At 56.7% G+C, this 22,394-nt stretch carries 19 protein-coding genes; 11 read left to right on the top strand and 8 right to left on the bottom strand.

Annotation, left to right across the window (positions count from 1 at the left end; all coding sequences use genetic code 11):
- Positions 1–4 precede the first annotated feature (4 nt).
- Positions 5–1,015, top strand: a complete 1,011-nt coding sequence (locus tag SERRSCBI_RS12810) for an NAD-dependent epimerase (protein ID WP_042784705.1) — start codon at positions 5–7, stop codon at positions 1,013–1,015.
- A gap of 188 nt (positions 1,016–1,203) precedes the next feature.
- Here SERRSCBI_RS12810 and hns read toward each other — a convergent pair whose 3' ends face one another.
- A complete protein-coding gene (gene hns / locus SERRSCBI_RS12805) occupies positions 1,204–1,611 on the bottom strand; it encodes a histone-like nucleoid-structuring protein H-NS (protein WP_004932170.1) in 408 nt (135 codons plus the stop codon).
- Positions 1,612–2,314: 703 nt separating this feature from the next.
- On the opposite strand from hns, the gene SERRSCBI_RS12800 reads away from it, so the two are divergent.
- A complete protein-coding gene (locus tag SERRSCBI_RS12800) occupies positions 2,315–2,899 on the top strand; it encodes a thymidine kinase (protein ID WP_033650224.1) in 585 nt (194 codons plus the stop codon).
- Between the two features lie 119 nt (positions 2,900–3,018).
- Here the strand turns inward: SERRSCBI_RS12800 and adhE are convergent, their stop codons facing one another.
- Positions 3,019–5,691 (bottom strand): bifunctional acetaldehyde-CoA/alcohol dehydrogenase, encoded by a 2,673-nt coding sequence (gene adhE / locus SERRSCBI_RS12795; RefSeq protein WP_033650225.1) that lies wholly within the window; start codon positions 5,689–5,691, stop codon positions 3,019–3,021.
- A 529-nt stretch (positions 5,692–6,220) separates the two neighbouring features.
- Here adhE and SERRSCBI_RS12790 point away from each other — a divergent pair.
- The 7 genes from SERRSCBI_RS12790 to oppF all read left to right on the top strand — a co-directional run bounded on the left by SERRSCBI_RS12790 (position 6,221) and on the right by oppF (position 14,938).
- Positions 6,221–6,865, top strand: a complete 645-nt coding sequence (locus SERRSCBI_RS12790; protein ID WP_015378089.1) for a YchE family NAAT transporter — start codon at positions 6,221–6,223, stop codon at positions 6,863–6,865.
- Positions 6,866–7,560: 695 nt separating this feature from the next.
- Positions 7,561–9,198, top strand: coding sequence for an ABC transporter substrate-binding protein (locus SERRSCBI_RS12785; RefSeq protein WP_042784704.1), 1,638 nt, complete (start codon positions 7,561–7,563; stop codon positions 9,196–9,198).
- 149 nt (positions 9,199–9,347) lie between these two features.
- A complete protein-coding gene (oppA, locus tag SERRSCBI_RS12780) occupies positions 9,348–10,985 on the top strand; it encodes an oligopeptide ABC transporter substrate-binding protein OppA (RefSeq protein WP_033643298.1) in 1,638 nt (545 codons plus the stop codon).
- An 83-nt stretch (positions 10,986–11,068) separates the two neighbouring features.
- Positions 11,069–11,989, top strand: coding sequence for an oligopeptide ABC transporter permease OppB (oppB, locus tag SERRSCBI_RS12775; protein WP_004932150.1), 921 nt, complete (start codon positions 11,069–11,071; stop codon positions 11,987–11,989).
- Positions 11,990–12,003: 14 nt separating this feature from the next.
- Complete coding sequence (gene oppC, locus SERRSCBI_RS12770; RefSeq protein ID WP_033643297.1) at positions 12,004–12,912, top strand: oligopeptide ABC transporter permease OppC; 909 nt, start codon at positions 12,004–12,006, stop codon at positions 12,910–12,912.
- An 11-nt stretch (positions 12,913–12,923) separates the two neighbouring features.
- Positions 12,924–13,940: an ABC transporter ATP-binding protein gene (locus tag SERRSCBI_RS12765; protein WP_042784702.1), complete on the top strand. Its 1,017-nt coding sequence runs from the start codon at positions 12,924–12,926 to the stop codon at positions 13,938–13,940.
- Positions 13,937–14,938 carry a murein tripeptide/oligopeptide ABC transporter ATP binding protein OppF gene (gene oppF, locus SERRSCBI_RS12760; RefSeq protein WP_019452737.1) on the top strand — a complete coding sequence of 334 codons (1,002 nt, stop codon included), beginning with the start codon at positions 13,937–13,939 and terminating at the stop codon, positions 14,936–14,938. Before SERRSCBI_RS12765 ends, oppF begins: the two co-directional genes overlap by 4 nt.
- 71 nt (positions 14,939–15,009) lie before the next feature.
- Here the strand turns inward: oppF and SERRSCBI_RS12755 are convergent, their stop codons facing one another.
- The gene (locus tag SERRSCBI_RS12755) at positions 15,010–15,333 is read right to left on the bottom strand and encodes an HI1450 family dsDNA-mimic protein (protein ID WP_004932139.1); all 324 of its coding nucleotides are present in this window, start codon (positions 15,331–15,333) and stop codon (positions 15,010–15,012) included.
- Positions 15,334–15,389: 56 nt separating this feature from the next.
- On the bottom strand, positions 15,390–16,850 hold the full coding sequence (gene cls, locus SERRSCBI_RS12750) for a cardiolipin synthase (RefSeq protein ID WP_042784700.1): 1,461 nt from the start codon (positions 16,848–16,850) through the stop codon (positions 15,390–15,392).
- Between the two features lie 242 nt (positions 16,851–17,092).
- On the opposite strand from cls, the gene SERRSCBI_RS12745 reads away from it, so the two are divergent.
- A complete protein-coding gene (locus SERRSCBI_RS12745; protein ID WP_025159792.1) occupies positions 17,093–17,269 on the top strand; it encodes a YciY family protein in 177 nt (58 codons plus the stop codon).
- Between the two features lie 46 nt (positions 17,270–17,315).
- Here the strand turns inward: SERRSCBI_RS12745 and SERRSCBI_RS12740 are convergent, their stop codons facing one another.
- On the bottom strand, positions 17,316–17,807 hold the full coding sequence (locus SERRSCBI_RS12740; protein ID WP_019452735.1) for a Dps family protein: 492 nt from the start codon (positions 17,805–17,807) through the stop codon (positions 17,316–17,318).
- A gap of 200 nt (positions 17,808–18,007) precedes the next feature.
- Positions 18,008–19,480, bottom strand: coding sequence for a multidrug efflux MFS transporter SmfY (gene smfY / locus SERRSCBI_RS12735; RefSeq protein ID WP_042784699.1), 1,473 nt, complete (start codon positions 19,478–19,480; stop codon positions 18,008–18,010).
- Positions 19,481–19,607: 127 nt separating this feature from the next.
- Between smfY and SERRSCBI_RS12730 the strand changes: the two genes are divergently transcribed.
- Entirely contained in the window at positions 19,608–20,171 is a 564-nt protein-coding gene (locus tag SERRSCBI_RS12730; protein ID WP_042784698.1) for a TetR/AcrR family transcriptional regulator, read from the top strand.
- Between the two features lie 142 nt (positions 20,172–20,313).
- Here SERRSCBI_RS12730 and SERRSCBI_RS12725 read toward each other — a convergent pair whose 3' ends face one another.
- Both SERRSCBI_RS12725 and SERRSCBI_RS12720 read right to left on the bottom strand, forming a co-directional pair.
- The gene (locus SERRSCBI_RS12725) at positions 20,314–21,321 is read right to left on the bottom strand and encodes a substrate-binding domain-containing protein (protein WP_042784697.1); all 1,008 of its coding nucleotides are present in this window, start codon (positions 21,319–21,321) and stop codon (positions 20,314–20,316) included.
- Positions 21,322–21,354: 33 nt separating this feature from the next.
- Entirely contained in the window at positions 21,355–22,392 is a 1,038-nt protein-coding gene (locus tag SERRSCBI_RS12720) for an ABC transporter permease (protein WP_042784696.1), read from the bottom strand.
- Positions 22,393–22,394: the final 2 nt, after the last annotated feature.

The following is a 22,394-nucleotide window of genomic DNA, read 5'->3' as shown; positions in this document are numbered from 1 at the left end:
GAGCATGAAATTCCTGGTTACAGGCGCCGCAGGGTTTATTGGCTATCACGTTGCAGAGCGTTTGTTGACCGCCGGTCATCAGGTTGTCGGCATTGATAACCTGAATGATTATTATGACGTGGGCCTGAAAATGGCCCGTCTGGATCGACTGGCGGATAAGCCGGGATTCCGCTTTATCAAGCTGGATTTGGCCGATCGTGAAGGCATGGCGGCATTGTTTGCCGAGCATCAGTTCCAGCGAGTCATTCATTTGGGGGCTCAAGCCGGCGTACGTTATTCGCTGGTCAATCCGTTGGCTTATGCCGATGCCAACCTGATCGGTCATTTAAACGTTTTGGAAGGCTGCCGTCATAATAAGGTTGAGCATTTACTTTACGCCTCTTCCAGCTCGGTATATGGCCTGAATCGCAAGCTGCCGTTCGCCACCGAAGATTCTGTCGATCATCCGGTGTCACTGTATGCGGCGACTAAAAAAGCCAACGAGCTGATGTCACACAGCTATTCCCATTTATACGGTCTCCCGACGACCGGACTGCGGTTCTTTACGGTATATGGTCCCTGGGGGCGCCCGGATATGGCGCTGTTCAAGTTTACCAAAGCCATATTGGCCGGGGAGAGCATCGACGTATATAACCGCGGTGAAATGCACCGAGATTTTACTTACATCGATGACATCGCCGAGGCGATAGTGCGGTTGCAGGCGGTTATTCCGCAGGCGGATCCGTCATGGACCGTTGAACAGGGATCGCCGGCAACCAGTTCAGCGCCGTATCACGTTTATAATATCGGCAATAACACCCCCGTTAAACTGATGGAATATATCAGTGCGTTGGAGAAGGCATTGGGGGTGACGGCCCGTAAGAATATGCTGCCGATGCAACCGGGCGATGTGATGGATACCAGCGCGGATACGGAAGAGCTTTATCGTGACATTGGCTTTAAACCGGAAACCAGCGTTGAAGAGGGCGTGAAGCGCTTTGTTGACTGGTATAAGGCATTCTATCAGGTTCAATAGTTGAACGCGGATAAATGCGACAGAAGGGACCTTTGGGTCCCTTTTTTTTCGCTGCGATCTCATGTACGGCGCAAAAGCGAATTAGGATATTTACTAAAAGGAGAGAGGAATGACGGGATCAGGGTTATACGCTCTAAAAATGAAAAGGCCCCCCGCAGGGAGCCTTTCAGATACGGACTGAATCGCTATTACAGCAGGAAATCATCCAGAGATTTACCTTGCTCTTCGATTGCTTTCTTAATCACCGCAGGAGTACGGCCTTGGCCGGTCCAGGTTTTCAGTTCGCCGTTTTCGTCTTTATATTGGTATTTAGCTGGACGTGCTGCACGTTTTGCTTTGCCGGCAGCCTTGTTGGCAGCCATGGTTTGCAGCAGTTCATTTGGATCGATACCGTCAGCAATCAGCATTTCGCGGTATTGCTGCAGTTTACGAGTGCGTTCTTCGATTTCTGCTTGAGCCTGGCTGTCTTCTTCGCGACGTTCGTTCACAACAACTTCCAGTTTCTCGAGCATTTCTTCCAGCGTTTCCAGTGTGCATTCTCTTGCCTGGGCGCGCAGAGTGCGGATGTTGTTCAAAATCTTTAATGCTTCGCTCATTGTCCTAGTCTCAAATTATATTGGTGGGGGGCGTCTCGATAATAATAGAGTGCTCTTTTCTTTTCTGCAATAGCCAAATTGGCTTGAATACTCAAATTTACCTTTAAAAAAACCGTTAATCGGATCAGTCCGACTAATAATAGGAAGGGCTGTTAACTATTACCCTTGGCACGCTTAAGTCAAAATTTCAGCAGACAGGCTTTAAAAGGCGCGTATCACAAGGCTTTCATCGATAAGTTATCGTAGTAATTTATATCAATATTACAATGAGTTCTGTGGGCTTAATCACTCCACGGCAGGCCAGACATTGTAAACAATAGGGGTATATAGGTAAAGATTGCGTCAGTAAACCTTGGCGCGTCGGCGCAGGTGATTAAATGCCCGGTATTGGGCTCGCGTATAATAGACGGGGGCTCCGCCGCGGCTGCAGCGCCAGCGAGAGGGAATGGGCAAGTCGGCATTAATGGGCAAATCACCGGGCTTAACCATTAGCAAGAATTAATAGTGATGACAGGCATACATTATCCTGTAAATAGCTGTAAAAAGAACAGGCCGACAGAACGATATGTTTCGCTTGAAAGCGCATTATTACGGCGAACGCAATATTCGTTCGCTTTGGGCTGAGCCGGGGGGCGGGTTATGGTACACTTACCGTCCTAATCAACATTTTGAATATTTCTTATACCATCGGAGTTGCGGGGCCATGGCTCAACTTTATTTTTATTACTCTGCGATGAATGCCGGCAAGTCCACCGCGCTGCTACAGTCTTCATATAACTATCAAGAGCGCGGCATGCGCACGCTGGTGTTCACCGCGGAGATCGATCACCGCTTTGGCGTAGGCAAAGTCAGTTCGCGCATTGGTTTATCCTCGCAGGCCCAGCTCTATAACAACGACTCGATGCTGTACGCCATGATCCAGCAAGAGCATCAACAGCAGCCGGTGCATTGTGTGCTGCTGGATGAAAGCCAATTCCTGACCAAAGCGCAGGTTGAGCAATTATGCGATGTGGTGGACCAACTGGACATTCCCGTATTGTGTTACGGCTTGCGTACCGATTTTCTCGGCGAGTTGTTTACCGGCAGCCAATATTTGCTGGCCTGGGCCGATAAACTGGTGGAATTGAAAACCATCTGTCACTGCGGGCGTAAAGCCAACATGGTGTTGCGGTTGGATGAGAATGGCAAGGCGATGCACGCCGGCGAGCAGGTGGTGATTGGCGGTAACGAGAGCTATGTCTCCGTCTGTCGCAAGCATTATAAAGAGGCGATTCACTCCCTGGAGTAGGGGCGAAAATGCCGCCAGCGCCCGCTGAGGCGTTTTGGCGGCGGGATAAGAAAAACCGCGCGCCAGGCGCAATAAAAAACCCGCCATTCGGCGGGTTTTTTCATCGGTTCACGGAACCGTTATTTCTTGGACTTCTTTACCGCGGTTTTGGCTGCGACCGGTGCAGCCGCTTCCTCTTCCACCGTTTCGCTGAATTCGCGACCATAGAAGGTATCCAGCATGATTTGCTTGAGTTCGGCAATCAGCGGATAGCGTGGGTTGGCGCCGGTGCATTGGTCGTCGAAAGCGTCTTCCGACAGCTTGTCGACTTTCGCCAGGAAGTCGGCTTCTTGCACACCCGCCTCACGGATGGAAGCTGGGATGCCCAACTCGGTTTTCAGCTCGTCCAGCCAGGCCAGCAACTTCTCAATCTTCTGCGCGGTGCGGTCGCCCGGTGCGCTCAGGCCGAGGTGGTCGGCGATTTCAGCGTAGCGGCGGCGCGCCTGAGGGCGGTCGTACTGGCTGAAGGCCGTCTGCTTGGTCGGGTTGTCGTTCGCGTTGTAACGAATGACGTTGGAAATCAGCATCGCGTTAGCCAGGCCGTGCGGAATGTGGAACTCCGAACCCAGTTTGTGCGCCATGGAGTGACAAACCCCGAGGAAGGCGTTGGCGAAAGCGATACCGGCGATGGTGGCGGCGTTGTGCACGCGTTCACGGGCAACCGGGTTCTTCGCGCCTTCTTTATAGCTGGCCGGCAGATACTCTTTCAACAGTTTCAACGCTTGCAGCGCCTGGCCGTCAGAGTATTCGTTCGCCAGCACCGACACGTAGGCTTCCAGCGCGTGGGTCACCGCATCCAGGCCGCCGAAGGCGCACAGGGATTTCGGCATGTTCATCACCAGGTTGGCGTCGACAATCGCCATGTCCGGGGTCAGCGCATAGTCGGCCAGCGGGTATTTCTGCCCGGTGGCGTCGTCGGTCACGACGGCGAATGGCGTGACTTCCGAACCGGTGCCTGACGTCGTGGTGATGGCGATCATCTTCGCCTTGACGCCCATTTTCGGGAACTTGTAGATACGCTTGCGGATGTCCATGAAGCGCAGCGCCAGATCCTCGAAGTGGGTTTCAGGATGTTCGTACAGCACCCACATGATTTTCGCGGCGTCCATCGGCGAACCGCCGCCCAGCGCGATGATGACGTCCGGTTTGAAGGAGTTCATCTGCTCGGCGCCTTTACGCACGATGCTCAGCGTCGGATCGGCTTCCACTTCGAAGAACACTTCGGTTTCGATGCCGTGTGACTTGAGAACCTTGGTGATCTGGTCAGCATAGCCGTTGTTGAACAGGAAACGGTCGGTCACGATGAAGGCGCGTTTCGCCCCGTCGGTCGCCACTTCTTCCAGCGCGATTGGCAGCGAGCCACGGCGGAAGTAGATCGATTTCGGAAGTTTATGCCACAACATGTTTTCTGCTCGCTTCGCTACAGTTTTCTTGTTGATCAGGTGCTTAGGTCCGACGTTTTCAGAGATGGAGTTACCACCCCAGGAACCGCAACCCAGCGTCAGCGAAGGCGCGAGTTTGAAGTTATACAGGTCGCCGATACCGCCCTGAGAAGCCGGGGTGTTGATCAGGATGCGAGCCGTTTTCATTTTATCGCCGAAGTAGGCGATGCGAGCCGTTTGGTTATCCTGGTCGGTATACAGGCAAGAGGTGTGGCCGATACCGCCCATGGCGACCAATTTTTCGGCTTTGGCGACGGCGTCTTCGAAGTCTTTGGCGCGGTACATCGCCAGCGTCGGCGACAGTTTTTCATGGGCGAAAGGTTCGGACTCGTCGACCAGCTTCACTTCGCCGATCAGCACTTTGGTGTTGGCTGGCACTTTAATGCCCGCCATCTCGGCGATTTTCGGCGCGGATTGCCCGACGATGGCCGCGTTCAGGCCGCCGTTTTTCAGGATGATGTCCTGCACCGCCTTCAGTTCTTTGCCCTGCAGCAGATAGCCGCCGTGGGAAGCGAAGCGCTCGCGTACCGCATCATAGATAGAATCAACGACGATGACCGACTGTTCGGAAGCGCAGATAACGCCGCTGTCGAAGGTTTTGGACATCAGGATAGAGGCGACCACGCGTTTGATGTCTGCGGTCTCGTCCACCACGACCGGCGTGTTACCGGCGCCTACGCCGATTGCCGGTTTGCCGGAGCTGTAGGCGGCTTTCACCATGCCCGGGCCACCGGTGGCCAGGATCAGGTTGATGTCAGGGTGGTGCATCAGCTGGTTGGACAGCTCGACGGTAGGTTGGTCGATCCAACCGATGATGTCTTTCGGCGCGCCGGCGGCGATAGCGGCTTGCAGCACGATGTCGGCGGCTTTATTGGTGGCATTCTTCGCACGCGGGTGCGGCGAGAAGATGATGCCGTTGCGGGTTTTCAGGCTGATCAGCGCTTTGAAGATCGCGGTAGAAGTTGGGTTGGTGGTAGGAACGATACCGCAAATCAGGCCGATAGGTTCGGCGATGGTGATGGTACCGAAAGTGTCATCTTCAGACAGGATGCCACAGGTTTTTTCATCTTTATAGGCGTTGTAGATGTACTCGGAAGCGAAGTGGTTTTTGATCACTTTGTCTTCGACGATACCCATTCCGGATTCTTCCACGGCCATTTTGGCCAACGGGATACGGGCATCAGCAGCGGCGAGGGCGGCAGCGCGGAAGATTTTATCCACTTGCTCTTGAGTGAAGTTGGCATATTCGCGCTGGGCTTTTTTGACACGTGCGACAAGCTCGTTCAGTTCAGCGACATTCGTTACAGCCATAATGCTCTCCTGATAATGTTAAACTCTTTCAGTAAATAAGCCGTGCGAGCCACTAGTATAGTCGTAACGGGGATAAGCGGTGATGAGAATACCGGGATCTTCCCGCGTTATTTCTTCGCATGCTGCTGATTTGCTTAAAGAGCTTTACCCTACGCCAACCGGAGGGGCAGGCAGTGAGGAGAACGGAACCGGCGATGCTGCGGCCTACTTTGTTCTACTCCCTGACTACGACTAAGAGCTTACCCACTGTTGGGTAGTTGATTTGTGATCTAAATCATGAAAAGTGCAAGCTGACACCTTTCAGCTTGGTGTTTTTGAGAGTGATTCTCAATAACTGTGATCGGTGACTCTTTTTTCAACATAAAAAATCAAAAGGCCATACATCACTTTAACAAAGGGCATTTGTTTTGTTGCCTAACTTGCTGGTAGTCAAAAATGCTGCTCTGGCCGGATGGATTACCCGCGGCAATTCCATTACATTAGCGCGCATAGTTAGCACACCTTTACAGCAATTAACGCGGAGCCATCTGTGGGCCAATCTCTGTTGGATCTTTCCGGCTTTATCAAGTTCTTTGTCGGTCTGTTTGCGCTGGTCAACCCGGTGGGCATCTTGCCGGTGTTTATCAGTATGACCAGTTACCAGGCGGAAGCGGGGCGCAATAAAACCAACCTGACCGCCAACCTGTCGGTTGCCATCATTCTATGGACATCGCTGTTCCTGGGTGAAGGGATATTGCGGATGTTCGGTATCTCCATCGATTCGTTCCGCATCGCTGGCGGTATTTTGGTGGTGACCATCGCCATGTCGATGATCAGCGGCAAGCTGGGTGAAGATAAGCAGAACAAACAGGAGAAATCGGAGAGCGCGATCCGCGAAAGCATCGGCGTGGTGCCGTTAGCGCTGCCGTTGATGGCGGGGCCGGGGGCGATCAGTTCCACCATCGTGTGGAGTTCCCGTTATCACAATTGGCAAAGCCTGCTCGGCTTTACGGTGGCGATCGCCTTATTCGCTTTTTGCTGCTGGTTATTGTTCCGCGCCGCGCCGCTGTTGGTGCGTTTGCTTGGGCAGACCGGCATCAACGTGATCACCCGTATCATGGGCCTGTTGCTGATGGCGCTCGGGATCGAATTTATCGTTACCGGCATTAAGGCGATATTCCCCGGCCTGTTGTAATCGCTCTCGCTTGGCCGCGCCTCTGACCTTGAGCGCGGCTAAAATTAATTTTAAAAGTTAAATTATTTATTGGTTCGCATTATTATAGTGCACAAGATGAATAAAATTTATGCCATTGCACTCTTATGTTGCATAAATCTCATGTTGCTGCTTAAAAAAAACGCTAAGCGTTATTTCAGACACTTTTCTTTCCCCATTTCCGCGCGTTTTCTCCTCGTTAAACGGTAAAGCTGTTGTTAAATTAATCACATCATTCTGTGGGGCTTGTCTCACTTTCATCCAGGTGTTATTAGTGATTAACCGCCTGTAGGTAGGTGTTTGTTCTTTGAATGGCTGGTTTGTTAACTGAATGTTTCTTTGTGCGGCAATGGGATTGTGTCGACAGTTTCAAATGAAACTGATTTTGAGTTTTTTCCTTTAAAATCAAAGTTGTTTTCATGTCTTCCTTTGCCCTTCATCACAAGGGCCGGATCGGGCTTGGTGCGATAAAAGAGAATTGCTTAACATTTTTGTAAAATTTATTGGCTATGGAATTTGGCTTCTGCTAATTTCCGAGCAACTTTCCCGTGGTCAATTAACTGAAATGCGCCATAAAAACGGGAATGATTTTTGCTGGTATCCGTTTATTTAGAATTCTTATAAACACTTCACAAACTTCGATAAGCGATGCTTGTCGGTGAAAAGGAGCCTCGATTATGCAGCAAACCCTGAAGCGCACTTCTTTGACCTTGTTGATTAGCGGCGCGTTGAGCGTCATTGCCGTAAATAGCAGTTTGGCGGCGGAGGTTCCGGCCGGCGTCCAATTGGCGCAGCAGCAGAATATTGTCATCAACAACGGCAGCGAAGTGGCTTCATTGGATCCGCATAAGGTCGAGGGCGTACCCGAAAGCAATATCATTCTTAACCTGCTGGAAGGGCTGGTGAGCACCGACGCCAACGGGCATGTGGTACCGGCGGCGGCGGCGAGCTGGGAAAACCAGGATTATCGGCAGTGGACCTTCCACCTGCGCCCCGGCGCGGTATGGAGCGACGGCAGCCCGGTCATTGCGCAAGACTTCGTCTACAGTTGGCAGCGCCTGGCCGATCCGAAAATCGCTTCTCCCTACGCCAGTTACCTGCAGTACACCAAAGTCGAGAATATCGACGACATCCTGACCGGCAAAAAGAGCCCGCAGACTCTCGGCGTCAAGGCGCTGGACGATCAAACGCTGCAGGTGACCCTGAGCGAACCGGTGCCGTATTTCATCAGCATGCTGAGCCACACGTCGCTCAAACCGGTCAAACGCGCGGTGGTGGAGAAATTCGGCGATAAATGGACGCTGCCCGCTAACTATGTCGGCAACGGCGCTTACCGCCTGAAAGAGTGGGTGGTGAACGAGCGCATTGTGCTGGAGCGCAGCCCGAGCTACTGGAATAACAAGCAGACGGTGATCAACCAGGCGACCTTCCTGCCGATCGCTTCTGAAGTCAGCGACGTCAATCGCTTCCGCAGCGGCGAGATCGATATCACCAACAGCGCCATTCCGCCGTACCTGTACGTCAAAATGAAGCGCGAAGTGCCCGAGCAACTGCACGTTAACCCTTATCTGTGCACTTTCTATTACGAACTCAATAACCAGCGGGCGCCGTTCACCGATCCGCGGGTGCGTGCGGCGGTGAAGATGACGCTGGATCGCGACATTATCGCCAACAAAATCATGGGCCAGGGGCAGATCCCGGCCTACAGCTTCACGCCGACCTTCACCGAAGGCGCCAACTTCACGCAGCCCGCGTGGGCCGGCTGGAGCCAGGAGCAGCGCAACGCCGAAGCCAAAAAACTGCTGGCGGAAGCGGGTTACAGCGCCGCCAAGCCGCTGAAGTTCTCGCTGCTGTACAACACCTCCGATCAAAACAAACAGCAGGCGATCGCCGCCGCATCGATGTGGAAGAAGAACCTCGGCGCCGACGTCACGCTGCGCAACCAGGAGTGGAAGACCTCGCTGGAAAGCCGCCATCAGGGGCAGTACGACGTGGCGCGCGCCACCTGGTGCGGGGATTACAACGAGCCGAGCGCCTTCCTGAACCTGGTGCTGTCCAACAGCAGCATCAACACCGTGTTTTACAAGAGCCCGGCGTTCGACGCCATCATGGCCGCCACGCTGAAGGCGCCGGATGAAGCCGCGCGCGCCGCGCTCTACCAACAGGCGGAAACGCAGTTGGACAAAGACTCCGCATTGATTCCGGTGTATTACCGCGTCAGTGCGCGTTTGATCAAACCGACGGTAGGCGGGTTCACCGGCAAAGATCCGCTGGACTATACCGACGTTAAAAATCTGTACATCATCAAGCAGTAAAAGGGGTATTCCTCACGCTGAACCGCAGGGGAATATGGGGAAGGCCCGCCGCCGCATTCGTTCCGCAGCGGCGGGAAAACAGAGTCCGCTTACGGGCAACGCAGGTTCCACGAAGAGCCTGTGATAATAAAAAACTGGAGTCGATAAGTATGACCAACATCACGAAGAAAACCCTCATTGCCGCCGGCGTCATCGCCGCGCTCGGCATCACAGCAACCACCTCCGCCTTCGCGGCCGACGTTCCTGCAGGCGTGCAACTGGCCGACAAGCAAGAAATCGTCAAAAACAACGGTTCCGAAGTGCAGTCGCTTGACCCGCATAAAATCGAGGGCGTGCCGGAAAACAACGTGACCCGCGATCTGATGGAAGGCCTGGCGAACAACAGCCCGGACGGTTCCATCGTGCCGGGCGTCGCGGAAAGCTGGGATAACAAGGATTTCAAAGTCTGGACCTTCCACCTGCGTAAAGACGCCAAATGGTCCAACGGCAAGCCGGTGACGGCGCAAGATTTCGTTTACAGCTGGCAGCGCGTGGTGGATCCGAAAACCGCGTCGCCTTACGCCAGCTACCTGCAGTACGCCCACGTAGAAAATGTCGATGACATCATCGCCGGTAAAAAAGACAAGTCGACGCTGGGCGTGAAGGCCATCGACGACCACACCTTCCAGGTGACCCTGAGCGAGCCGGTGCCTTATCTGGTTGAAATGACCCCACACTACGCCATGAAACCGGTCTATAAGGACGCGGTAGAGAAGTTTGGCGAGAAGTGGACGCTGCCGGCCAACTACGTCAGCAATGGCGCCTACAAACTGAAAGACTGGGTTGTCAACGAACGCATCGTACTGGAACGTAACCCGGAATACTGGGATAACGCCAAAACCATCATCAATAAAGTGACGTTCCTGCCTATTTCGTCGGAAGTGACCGACGTTAACCGCTACCGCACCGGTGAAATCGACATGACCTACAACAACATGCCGATCGAACTGTTCCAGAAGTTGAAGAAAGAGATCCCGAAAGAGGTGCACGTCGATCCTTATCTGTGCACCTACTATTACGAAATCAACAACCAGAAGGCGCCGTTCACCGATGCGCGCGTGCGTGAAGCGCTGAAGCTGGGCATGGACCGCGACATCATCGTCAACAAGGTGAAAAACCAGGGCGATCTGCCGGCCTACAGCTTTACGCCGCCATACACCGACGGCGCCAAGCTGACCCCGCCGGAGTGGTTCGGCTGGACGCAGGAAAAACGCAACGAAGTGGCGAAGAAACTGCTGGCGGACGCCGGCTACGGCCCGGGTAAACCGCTGACCTTCTCCCTGCTGTACAACACCTCCGACTTGCACAAGAAGCTGGCGATCGCCGCCGCCTCCATCTGGAAGAAAAACCTGGGCGTGGACGTGAAGCTGGTGAACCAGGAGTGGAAAACCTTCCTGGATACCCGCCATCAGGGCACCTATGACGTATCGCGCGCCGGCTGGTGCGCCGACTACAACGAACCGAGTTCGTTCCTGAACATGATGCTGTCCGACAGCAGCAGTAACACCCCGCACTACAAGAGCGCCGAGTTCGACAAGCTGATGGCCAACGTGTTGACCGCGAAGACCAAAGACGAGCGCGCCGATCTGTATCAGAAAGCGGAAGTTCAGCTGGATAAAGATTCCGCCATCGTTCCGCTGTATTACTACGTGAACGCCCGTTTGGTGAAACCTTACGTCGGTGGTTACACCGGCAAAGACCCGCTTGATAACGTGTACGACAAGAACCTGTACATCATCAAGCATTGATACGGTAAGAGCCGGCGGCGCAGGTCGCCGGCCCATGTTGAGAATAATAAGCCGTCATCAGGCTGTCGCACAGGGTTAGGGCAATGCTGAAATTTATACTTCGTCGCTTGTTGGAAGCGATCCCGACACTATTTATCCTTATTACCATCTCATTCTTCATGATGCGCCTCGCGCCCGGCAGTCCATTTACCGGGGAACGCGCATTACCGCCGGAAGTCATGGCGAATATCGAAGCCAAATACCATTTGAACGACCCGATCTGGAAACAGTACGGTCATTATCTGGCGCAGCTTGCGCAGGGAGACTTCGGCCCGTCCTTTAAATACAAGGACTATTCGGTCAACGATTTGGTGGCCAGTTCTTTCCCGGTGTCTGCCAAGCTCGGCCTGGCCGCGTTTCTGTTGGCGGTGGTGCTGGGCGTTAGCGCCGGCGTGATCGCGGCGTTGAATCAAAACACCAAATGGGACTATACGGTAATGGGGTTCGCCATGACCGGGGTGGTGATACCCAGTTTCGTGGTGGCGCCGCTCTTGGTGCTGATCTTCGCGATTACGTTGAAATGGCTGCCGGGCGGCGGCTGGAACGGCGGCGCGCCTAAGTTCATCATCTTGCCGATGGTGGCGCTGTCGCTGGCCTATATCGCCAGCATCGCTCGTATCACGCGCGGTTCGATGATTGAAGTGCTGCACTCCAACTTCATTCGCACCGCGCGCGCCAAAGGTTTGCCGATGCGCCGCATCATTTTCCGCCACGCGCTGAAGCCGGCGTTGCTGCCGGTACTGTCCTACATGGGCCCGGCGTTCGTCGGGATCATCACCGGCTCGATGGTGATCGAAACCATCTACGGTCTGCCGGGGATCGGCCAGCTGTTCGTTAACGGCGCGCTGAACCGCGACTACTCTCTGGTGTTGAGCCTGACCATTCTGGTGGGCGCTCTGACCATTCTGTTCAACGCGATCGTCGATGTGCTGTATGCGGTCATCGATCCGAAAATCCGTTATTAATCTGGAGCACGCGAATGATGTTGACTAAAAAGAACAGCGAAGCTCTGGAGCACTTCAGCGAGAAGCTGGAAGTGGAAGGGCGCAGCCTGTGGCAAGACGCGCGTCGGCGCTTTATGCACAACCGCGCGGCGGTCGGCAGCCTGTTCATTCTGGCGCTGATCACGCTGTTTGTGGTGCTGGCGCCGATGCTGTCGCAATTTGCCTACGACGATACGGATTGGGCGATGATGTCCGCCGCGCCGAGCATGGAATCGGGGCACTACTTCGGCACCGACTCCTCCGGACGTGATCTGCTGGTGCGCGTGGCGATCGGCGGGCGCATCTCGCTGATGGTCGGCGTGGCCGCCGCGCTGGTGGCGGTAGTGGTGGGCACCCTGTACGGCGCGATGTCCGGCTATCTGGGCGGTAAGGTCGACTCGGTGATGATGCGCCTGCTGGAGATCCTCAACTCCTTCCCGTTCATGTTCTTCGTTATCCTGCTGGTGACCTTCTTTGGTCAGAATATCCTGCTGATCTTCGTGGCGATCGGCATGGTGTCGTGGCTGGATATGGCGCGTATCGTGCGCGGGCAAACCCTTGGCCTGAAGCGCAAGGAGTTCATCGAAGCGGCGCTGGTGTGCGGCGTCTCCACGCGCAACATCGTGCTGCGGCATATCGTGCCTAACGTGCTCGGCGTGGTGGTGGTGTATGCCTCGCTGCTGGTGCCGAGCATGATCCTGTTCGAATCCTTCCTCAGCTTCCTGGGGCTGGGCACGCAGGAACCGTTGAGCAGCTGGGGCGCATTGCTCAGCGACGGCGCCAACTCAATGGAAGTTTCACCGTGGTTGCTGCTGTTCCCGGCGGGTTTCCTGGTCGTCACTCTGTTCTGTTTCAACTTTATCGGCGATGGCCTGCGTGACGCCCTCGACCCGAAAGATCGTTAAGGAGTGCAACCATGAGCACCATTGAACATCCTCAACTGCAAACCGCCCCCGGCGTCAAAGCGTCGCCGCTGCTGGACGTGAAAGACCTGCGCGTCACGTTTTCCACCCCGGACGGCGACGTGACGGCGGTGAACGATCTGAACTTCGATCTGCGCGCCGGTGAAACGCTGGGCATCGTCGGTGAATCCGGCTCCGGCAAATCGCAGACCGCGTTCGCCCTGATGGGGCTGCTGGCCAGCAATGGCCGCATCGGCGGCTCGGCCAAATTCAACGGCCGTGAAATCCTCAACCTGCCGGAAAATCAGCTCAACAAGCTGCGGGCCGAGGAAATCTCGATGATCTTCCAGGACCCGATGACCTCGCTGAACCCTTATATGCGCGTTGGCGAACAGCTGATGGAAGTGCTGATGCTGCATAAGAAAATGAGTAAAAGCGAAGCCTTCGAAGAGTCGGTACGCATGCTCGACGCGGTGAAAATGCCGGAAGCGCGCAAGCGCATGCGCATGTACCCGCACGAGTTTTCCGGCGGCATGCGCCAGCGCGTGATGATCGCCATGGCGCTGCTGTGCCGGCCGAAGCTGCTGATCGCCGATGAACCGACCACCGCGCTGGACGTGACCGTCCAGGCGCAGATCATGACGTTGCTCAACGAGCTGAAACGCGAGTTCAACACCGCCATCATCATGATCACCCACGATCTGGGCGTGGTGGCCGGCATCTGCAACAAGGTGCTGGTGATGTACGCCGGGCGTACCATGGAATACGGCAGCGCGCGCGAGGTGTTCTACCAGCCGAGCCACCCGTACTCCATCGGTCTGTTGAACGCGGTGCCGCGTCTCGACGCCGAAGGCGAGGCGTTGCTGACCATTCCCGGCAACCCGCCGAACCTGCTGCGGTTGCCGAAAGGCTGCCCGTTCCAGCCGCGCTGCCCGTACGCCATGGAACAGTGCGCGAGCGCTCCGCCGTTGGAGCAATTTGGGGAAGGGCGCCTGCGCGCCTGCTTTAAACCGGTGGAGGCGTTGGTATGACAGCGGTAACCGACAAGAAAGTGCTGCTCGAAGTGGCCGATCTGAAAGTGCACTTCGACATTCATGACGACAAGCAGTGGTTCTGGCAGCCGCCGAAAACCCTGAAGGCGGTCGACGGCGTTACGCTGCGGCTGTTCGAAGGGGAAACCCTGGGCGTGGTCGGCGAATCCGGCTGCGGCAAATCCACCTTCGCACGCGCCATCATCGGCCTGGTGAAGGCCACCAGCGGGCGCGTCGCCTGGCTGGGTAAAGATCTGCTGGGCATGAGCGACGCCGACTGGCGCAAAACACGCAGCGATATCCAGATGATCTTCCAGGATCCGCTGGCTTCACTCAACCCGCGCATGACCATCGGCGAAATCATCGCCGAGCCGCTGCGCACCTACTACCCGAAAATGCCGCGTCAGGAAGTGAAGGACAAGGTCAAGGCGATGATGCTGAAGGTCGGCCTGCTGCCTAACCTGATCAACCGTTATCCGCACGAGTTCTCCGGCGGCCAGTGCCAGCGTATCGGCATCGCGCGCGCGCTGATCCTCGAACCGAAGCTGGTGATCTGCGACGAGCCGGTCTCCGCGTTGGACGTGTCGATTCAGGCGCAGGTGGTGAACCTGCTGCAGCAGCTGCAGCGCGAAATGGGGCTGTCATTGATCTTTATCGCCCACGATTTGGCGGTGGTGAAGCACATTTCCGATCGCGTGCTGGTGATGTATCTGGGCCATGCGGTGGAGCTGGGCACCTATGACGAGGTGTACCACAATCCGCAGCACCCTTACACCAAGGCGCTGATGTCGGCGGTGCCTATTCCGGATCCGGACAAGGAGAAGGAAAAGCAGATCCAGCTGTTGGAAGGGGAGCTGCCTTCGCCGATCAACCCGCCGTCCGGCTGCGTGTTCCGCACCCGCTGCCCGATCGCCGGGCCGGAGTGCGCCAAGACGCGCCCGCTGCTGGAGGGCAGTTTCCGCCATGCGGTTTCGTGCCTGAAGGTCGATCCGCTGTAATGCGCCGCTAGCCGGCAACAAAAAGCCCCGCTTATTCAGCGGGGCTTTTTATCCGAAACGTTAGCGGCGAATCACTCTTTCCACAGAATGTGGCACAGCTTGTGGTCTTTCTCGCGGCAGATCAGCACGCGGGCGAACACGTCGTTGATCGGCTCGCCGTCGCTGTCCGCCAGACCGATCACCACTTCGGCGAAGAAGTCCGGGTTCAGGTCGTAATCCACGTGCTCGCTCCAGTCTTCGGAGGGGTCGTACAGTTCTGCGCCGCCGCGCTCTTCAAACTGCAGATTGAACAGCAGAATATCCGCCGGATCCAGATTGTCGCCGGCCAATTCGAGGAAGATGTCGTAGGCCTGTTCCAGCGTTTCGTCTTCGGTAAGGCGGTTATTCAAATCCATAAAAAAATCCTGATAACAAATGATTTGGCGCTATTAAAGCACGCTCGCCGCGGCTTTTACAGCAACGGGCTGAAAAAGTAGAACAGGCGCTCGACCAGGCGGTGCCAGAACGGCCGCTTCAGCCACTCTTTGGCGTTCAGCAGCTTGGAGCGAGCGATGTAATCTTCCTGCACGCAGGCCAGATCGCTGCCGAAGCCGTCGTCGTCGATCACCAGGGTGATTTCGAAATTCAGCCACAGGCTGCGCATATCCAGATTGACGGTGCCGACCAGGCTGAGCTGGCCGTCGACCAGCACGCTCTTGGTGTGCAGCAGGCCGCCTTCGAACTGATAGATTTTCACGCCGGCTTCCAGCAGCTCGGAGAAGAACGCGCGGCTGGCCCAGCGCACCATCATCGAATCGTTGTCGCGCGGCACGATGATGCTGACCTCGACGCCGCGCAGAGCGGCGGTGCAGATGGCGTGCAGCAGATCGTCGCTCGGCACGAAGTACGGCGTGGTCATGATCAGCTGTTCGCGCGCGGAATAAACCGAGGTCAGCAGTGCCTGGTGGATCATTTCCTCGGGGAAGCCGGGGCCGGAGGCGATCACCTGAATGGTGTGGCCGCTTTCCTGCTCGAACGGCATGATGTTGACGTCCGGCGGCGGCGGCAGAATGCGCTTGCCGGTTTCAATTTCCCAGTCGCAGGCATAGACGATGCCCATGGTGGTGGCCACCGGGCCTTCCATGCGCGCCATCAGATCGATCCATTGACCGACGCCCGCATCCTGTTTGAAATAGCGCGGATCGACCATGTTCATGCTGCCGGTATAGGCGATGTAGTTGTCGATCAGCACCACCTTGCGGTGCTGGCGCAGATCCATGCGGCGCAGGAATACGCGCAGCAGGTTGACCTTCAGCGCTTCGACCACTTCGATGCCGGCGTTGCGCATCATCGCCGGGTAGGGGCTGCGGAAAAATTGCAGGCTGCCGGCGGAGTCCAGCATCAGACGGCAGTGTACGCCGCGCCGCGCGGCGGCCATCAGCGATTCGGCCACCTGATCGACCAGGCCGCCGGGCTGCCAGATATAGAACACCATTTCGATGTTGTGGCGCGCCAGCTCGATGTCGCGGATCAGCGCTTTCAGCGTGTCGTCGGTGGTGGTGAGCAACTGCAGCTGGTTGCCCTTGACGCCGTCGATGCCCTGGCGGCGGTTGCACAGCTGGAACAGCGGTTCGGCGACTTTACTGTATTCGGTGGCGAAGATGCGGCGACTCTCTTTCAGCTCTTTCAGCCAGCGCGCGGTCGACGGCCACATGGCCTTGGCGCGCTCGGCCCGGCGCTTGCCCAGATGCAGCTCGCCGAACGATAAATAGGCGACGATGCCGAACAGCGGCAGAATATAGATAACCAGCAACCAGGCCATGGCAGAGGGAACCGCACGGCGTTTCATCAAAATGCGCATCGTCACGCCGGCGATCAGCAGCCAGTAGCCGAACACCATGAGCCAACTGATTACGGTATAAAATGTTGTCATAAAGGCGAAAAATCCCGTTCGCAAACCACCAATGATGAGTGTACGCACAGATCGGTCAAGGCGAAACCTTTTATCGGCGCTTATGTTACATAAATATGATGAAGTTAAGGCACTTGCCGAAATCGAAAGGGCGGCTTTTAGCGGCGCGGCGCCTGCGATGTTGCCGATAACGGCGACTTGGATCGCGGGCTGAAAGGGCTATAATGCCCGCGGTTGGCATTAGACGAACGAGTGACGGAATTATGAGACGCAGTAGAAATGAAGTGGGCCGTTGGCGAATGTTGCGGCAGAGCCAACGCCGTCGGCATCGTTGGCTGGAGCGCCAGTCTTGCAGCAATCGCCATATTATCCGGGTGCGCCGTCGCCTGGACGATCAGCATCGGCGCGCGCTGCTGTTTGCGGTATCCTGCGAGTGGTAAAACGAAAACAGTCCCGTGAGGGACTGTTTTGTTATGGCGCCTGGGTTTATTTGCCGAGGTAGGCGTTGAGCATCCAGACCTGTTTTTCCTGCTCTTTGATGTAATCGCTCATCAGCGACGCGGTGCCTTCGTCGCCGGCGTCCGCCGCGACCGTCAGCAGTTCACGCTGCTGTTGCAGCAAGATTGAATACCCTTCCAACAGGCCGCGCAGCGTGCCCTTATCATCGGTCACATTGGTGTGTTCCTTGATATCGGCGGTTTTCAGATAGTCGCTGTAAGCGTGGCGCGGCTGCGAGCCCAGCGTCAGAATGCGTTCCGCCAGCTCATCCACCTTGGTCAACAGATCGTTGTAAGTTTCTTCGAATTTCGCGTGCAGCTCAAAGAATTGCGGGCCAGTAATATTCCAGTGATAGCCGCGCACATTCATATACAGCACCTGATAATTCGCCAACAGCGCATTTAGCGCTTCGGCGAGTTTTGCCGATTGTTTACTGTCGAGGCCGATATGGGTTTTCGCTGCTTTCTTCGCCGTTGCCATAATAATCTTCTCCTGATTATTCGTTCCAAGGGTAGACAGAATCAATTTCCATAGCTGTTACAGTAACCGGATTTATCGCAGGGTTAAACACGATAACAGGCATCATTGCCATCGCTCAAACCGATGACGATAAATCCGTCGAGCAAATTGCCGAATCAGTTTACGCAGGATCCGCAGGCGAAAAAAGTCGCTTTTATCGGTTACTTGCGCAGCGCCAGTTTTACCACGCCGGCGCCCAGCGCCATTAACAGCGCGGCGGCGATCAGCACCATGATAAACGCGCGATCGAAGGCCAAACGGGCCAACTGCGTCAGCTGCTGCGCGCGATCGGCCGCCATCCCGGCCGCCAGGCGCAACGCCTCGTCGATGCTGTCGTAGGCCAACTCGCTGACCGGCAGCTCCGCCGGCAGCGCCAGACTATGGCTGTAGACCGCCGTCATCAGCCCGCCGAGCAACGTCACGCCCAGCACGCCGCCCAGCTCGTAGGAAACGTCCTCGATCGACGCCGCCATGCCGGACTTCTCCTCCGGCGCGTTCAGCATGATGGCGGTGGACGCGGCGGTGATCACGCCGCCGAGACCAAAGCCCACCAACGCCAGGCTCACCAGCTGCAGCACCATGCTGCTTTGATACAACAGGGCGAGGCCGGCGATGCCGAAGGCGGTCAGGGCGAAACCGCCGAGGATGATGCTGCGTTCGCCATAGCGCGGCAACAGTAAACCGGCCATCGGCCCCGCCAGCGCCGAGGCCAGCGGGATCGGCAAAATAAACAGCGCCGCCTGCAGCGGACTGAGGCCGAGCACCAGTTGCAATCGCTGGCTGAGCACCAGCTCGACGCCGATCAGGGCCACCATCGACAGCAGCGCCACGCCGATGCCGCCGGCGAACAGCCGGTTGCGGAACAGAGAGAAATCGATCATCGGGTGGGCGCTGCGCTGCTGGCGACGCACGAACAGCGCCAGGAACAGGATGCCGATCAGGGCCGCTGCGAGCAACGCGCTGACGTCAGGCGCCGGCTTACTCAGTTCCTTCAGCGCATAGATAGAGCCGACCAGACCGATCATGATCTGCACCGAGCCGACGATATCGGCGGGACGTGGGTTATCGCCGCCGCAGCGGGGGATCAGTTTCCACGCCAGCGGCCAGACCAGCAACACCACCGGTACGTTGATCAGGAACACCGATCCCCACCAGAAATACTCCAGCAGCAGGCCGCCGACCACCGGGCCGATGGCCGCGCCGCCCGAGGCCACCGAGGCCCAGATGCCGATCGCCAGCGCGCGTTCGCGTTCGTCGGTAAAGACGTGGCGCACGATGGACAGCGTGGCGGGCATCATCATTGCCGCGCCAACGGCGAGGAACACCCGTGCGGCGATCAGCCATTCGGCGGTGGGCGAAAAGGCGGCGCACAGCGAAGCGACGGCAAACACCGGCAGCCCGGCGAGAAACAGCCGCTTATGGCCGACGCGATCGCTCAGCATGCCGGCGCCGGGCAGCAGCCCGGCGACCACCAGCGGGTAGGCGTTGACGATCCAGAGTTTTTGCGAGGCGCTGGCGTCCAGCGCCTGGGTTAAACGTGGCAGAGCGGTATAGAGCACCGTCATGTCGATAACAATCAGGAAAAGGGCGCTGGCGACCATCGTCAGGATCAACCAGCGGTTCTTGGCGTACATAAGTCATAATCCAGTTTACGTGGGCGGCGCGAAGGCGCCGCCATTGCGGTAACCCTCCGGCGATGCCGGGTGGTATACTGGTGATAATATATATCCATACGTTCGTATTGAAAAGAAGGGTTTCTTAATGGGACGTCAACGCAGCATCGATCGCGACAAGGTTTTGGACACCGCCGAAGAGATTGTCGCCACCCAGGGCGCCGCCGGTTTGACCATCGACGCCGTCGCCAAAGCGATGGGGATCTCCAAGGGCGGGGTGCAGTATTGCTTCGGCAGCAAAGACGCCCTGATCGACGCGATGTTCGATCGCTGGGGCAGCGCCTATGAAACGCTGTTCGCGGAGATCGCCGGCGACGATCCTTCGCCGCAGACCGGCGTGCGGGCGCATATGCTGGCGACGCAAAGTTCGGATCAGACCGCCAGCGCCAAGGCCGCCGGGTTGATGGCGACGCTGATTCAAACGCCGGAGCATCTGGCGAGCACGCGCGAATGGTATCGCAGCCGCATCGCCGGGCTGGATTTGACTACCGAAGAGGGTAAGCGCGCGCGGCTGGCGTTTCTCGCCACCGAAGGCGCCTTTATGCTGCGTTACTTTGGTTTGATGGATATCGGCCAGGCGGAATGGGAAACGATGTTCGCCGATATGCAGGCGTTGATTTTAACGGGCAGCGCCTATCGCACTGATAGCTAGTAAAGCGTGCGGCGAAAGGCGTATGTTTATCGCACAAGATATTCCCTCGAAGAACTTTTTAGCCAGCCCCTCCGTGCTGGCTTTTTTTTGCCTGCGGCAAGCTTCGGAGCAAAGGCCCCCTGAGGGCAGGGGGCGCCGGACATTACTCGCGCGCGTCCAACAGTTGCTGGGCATTCTCTGCGGTGACGACGGTCCACGGAATATAATAATGCTTCTGCGTGCCGCCCTCCCATTTCAGATCTTTGGCGTACTGTTTCCAGATATCCGACTGTGGTTGATAACGTTCCCCTTTCACGGCGCGCAGCGCGACGTCGATGGAACCCTGCATCTGGCCTTTGGCATCTTGCAGGATAGAGACCATTTCACCGGCCTGCACCGCATGAATCGCGTCGGAAACGCCGTCAACGCCGGCAATCGCGAAGTCTTTCACGTTCAGGCCGGCCCCTTTAATCGCTTCGATGGCGCCCAGCGCCATCTCGTCGTTCTGGCCAATCACGCCGTTGATTTTTCCCCGGTGTTTCTGCAGCCAGTTTTCCATCAACGGCTGCGCTTCAGCGCGTGACCAGTTGGCCGTTTTACGTTCAAGCACGGTCACCTGGCCGGCGCCGCACTCGGCAATCGCTTTATCATTGCCCTTGCCGCGCTGGATCTCGCCGCTGCCGCCTTTCGGGCCTTCGATAATCACCACGTTCACCTTCTGGTTCTTGCAGTCGAGTTTGTCCAGTACGGCTTTGGCTTCCAGGTATCCCCCCAACTCGTCATTAGACACCACTTCAGACGTCATCGCGTCCGTGTTCAGGCGCGCGTTGGTGACCACCACCGGGATTTTGGCTTCGTTGGCATTAGTGACGATATCGATATTGGCCTCAAAATCCATCGGGTTGACGATAATGGCATCGGCGCGCGTTTGGATAGCGGTGGCGGCCTGATCGTTTTGCACCGATGCATCATAACGCCCATCGTAGAAGGTCAGCACCGCTTCGCCGCTTTTCACCGCCGGGTGTTCTTTCCCGAACCTTTCCATTAATTGCACGAACTCGGCTTTGTTGCCGTACATCAATACCGCGATTTTAACCGGGGCGGCCTGAGCCGCCGACAGGCTGCCGAACAGCATGGCAGAGGCAAACAACGCTATCTTGGTCTTATTCATGGTTTTCTCCTGGTAGAGTTGGGTCTGATGTTATTAATCGCGCTGTTGCTTACGCGATGGGTCGAGCAAGACGGCAAGAACGATCAATGCGCCTTTGATAATTTGTTGGTAATACGATTGCACGCCGAGCAGATCGAGGCCGTTATTCATCACCCCGATAATCAGCACGCCGAAGAAGGTGCCGACCAGCGTACCGACGCCGCCGGCCATGCTGGTGCCGCCGATCACCACCGCCGCGATGGCGTCCAGCTCATACCCAGCGCCGGCGTTGGTTTGCGCCGAACCGGTGCGCGCGGTGAGGATCAGGCCGGCGATGCCGGCCAGCGCGCCGCACAGCGTATACACCAGTATTTTGATGCGCGTGACGTTAATTCCCGAGGTGCGCGCGCTTTTCGGGTTGCCGCCGACGGCGTAGATGTAGCGCCCGAAGAGGGTTTTATTCAGCACGAGCCAGGCGAGGGCGAACAGCACGATGAAGATGATGACCGGCACCGGAACGCCGCCGAGGTAGCCATTGCCTAACCAGCGGAAATCGCTGTTCAATTGCGATACCGGATTGCCGTTGGTGGTCAACATGGTTAACCCGCGCGCCGCGGAGAGCATGCCCATGGTGACGATAAACGGCTGCAGCCGGTAGCGAGCCAACACGGTGCCGTTCACCAGGCCGCAGACGATGCCGATCCCCAGCGCCACGATCAGCGGCGCCATAACGGCGGTCGCGGTATCGCCGATAGCCAATCCGCTGTTGTTGGTGGCGAAGCGGGCGGCGACGATGCCGCTTAACGCCAGCACCGAGCCGACGGAGAGATCGACGCCTGCCGTGATGATGACGAAGGTCATACCTATCGCCAGAATGCCGTTGATCGAGACCTGGCGCAGTACGATCAGGGTGTTTTCATTGCTGAGAAAATAATTGCTGCTCCAGGCCCCCTGGGCGACCTGATATTCGCCAATCAGCGCCGCGATCAGGCACAGCGCGAAGAAGGCGATGATAATGCCGTATTTGTGCATACGGCGCTTATTGCGGGTGAAAAATGACATTCCTGGTGATAAGGAGTGGGCGCTGCTCATTT

The organism is Serratia sp. SCBI (genome assembly GCF_000747565.1).
GTDB lineage: Bacteria > Pseudomonadota > Gammaproteobacteria > Enterobacterales > Enterobacteriaceae > Serratia > Serratia ureilytica.
This window is presented reverse-complemented; position numbering and strand designations above follow the sequence as displayed.